This window comes from Streptomyces sp. SID3343, assembly GCF_009865215.1.
Classification (GTDB): Bacteria; Actinomycetota; Actinomycetes; order Streptomycetales; family Streptomycetaceae; genus Embleya.
Genome location: NZ_WWJX01000490.1, coordinates 1 through 1,420, shown reverse-complemented (window position 1 = coordinate 1,420; position 1,420 = coordinate 1). Strand labels below are relative to the sequence as shown.

Here is a 1,420-nt window from a genome sequence, read left to right as displayed (position 1 = left end):
CCGACCTCGCCGACCGCCCCACCCACAACCCCACCCCCGACCTGCTCCCCGACCACCCCGCCTACGTCATCTACACCTCCGGCTCCACCGGCCAACCCAAAGGCGTCGTGATCACCCACCGGAACGTGGTGCGGTTGTTCGATGCCACTCGGGCCTGGTTCGACTTCGGTCCCGACGACGTCTGGACCCTGTTCCACTCGTACGCCTTCGACTTCTCCGTCTGGGAGCTGTGGGGTGCGTTGCTGCACGGCGGACGGCTGGTCGTGGTGCCCTACGAGGTCAGCCGCACACCGGGCGCGTTCCTGGACCTGCTGGCGGACGAGGGCGTCACCGTCCTCAACCAAACCCCCTCGGCCTTCCACCAGTTGGCGTCGGTCGACGGCGACGCGACCCGGCCGTCCCGTCCGCTCCGCCTGCGTACCGTGGTGTTCGGCGGCGAGGCGTTGCAGCCGTCCAGCCTCGCCGATTGGTACGCGCGGCACCCCGATGACGCGCCGGCGCTGGTCAACATGTACGGCATCACCGAGACCACGGTGCATGTGACGTACCAACCGCTGACCCGCGACCGCGCCGGCGCCGCGGCGGCCAGTGTGATCGGTCGCGCGATCCCCGATCTGCGCACCCATGTACTGGACGGCGGGCTGCAGTTGGTGGCGCCCGGCGTGGTCGGCGAGTTGTACGTGTCGGGGGCGGGTGTGGCCCGCGGTTATCTGGGGCGACCGGGCCTGACCGCCGAGCGCTTCGTCGCCGACCCGTACAGCACCACCCCCGGTGCCCGGATGTATCGCACCGGAGACCTGGTGCGCCGCAACCCCGACGGTGAACTGGAGTTCGTCGGCCGCGCCGACCACCAGGTCAAGATCCGCGGCTTCCGGATCGAACCCGGCGAGATCGAGGCCGTGCTGACCGAGCACCCGTGCGTCGCCGAGGTGACGGTGGTGGTCCGCCGCGAGCCGTCCGGCGACGTACGCCTGGTGGCCTACGCGGTCGCCCGAGAGGCCCTGCACGCCGAGGACGTACGGGAGTTCGCGCGGGATCGATTGCCCGAGTACATGGTGCCGGCCGCCGTCGTCCTGCTGGATCGCATGCCACTGACGGCCAACGGCAAACTGGACACGGCGGCGCTCCCGGCGCCGGACTTCTCGGTGTCCGTTGCGGGTCGGGAGGCTCGTACGCCGCAGGAACAGATCGTGTGCGATCTGTTCGCGCAGGTCCTCGGGCTGCCTCGGGTCGGCGTCGACGACGGCTTCTTCGAACTGGGCGGGCATTCCCTGCTCGCCACTCGCCTGATCGCGCAGGTTCGTGCGGTCTTCGGGGTCGAGTTGGAGCTGCGTTTCCTGTTCGAGGGCCCGACGCCGGCCGCGGTGGCGGCTCGGCTCGACACCGCCGGGCCCGGGCGCCTGGCGCTCACCGTGCGGCA

At 70.8% G+C, this 1,420-nt stretch carries 1 protein-coding gene; it reads left to right on the top strand.

The genetic code is table 11. The features are described 5' to 3' along the window. Positions 1-1,420, top strand: a 1,420-nt coding sequence (locus GT354_RS15490; protein WP_161356894.1) for an amino acid adenylation domain-containing protein, incomplete at both ends; no start/stop codon positions are given.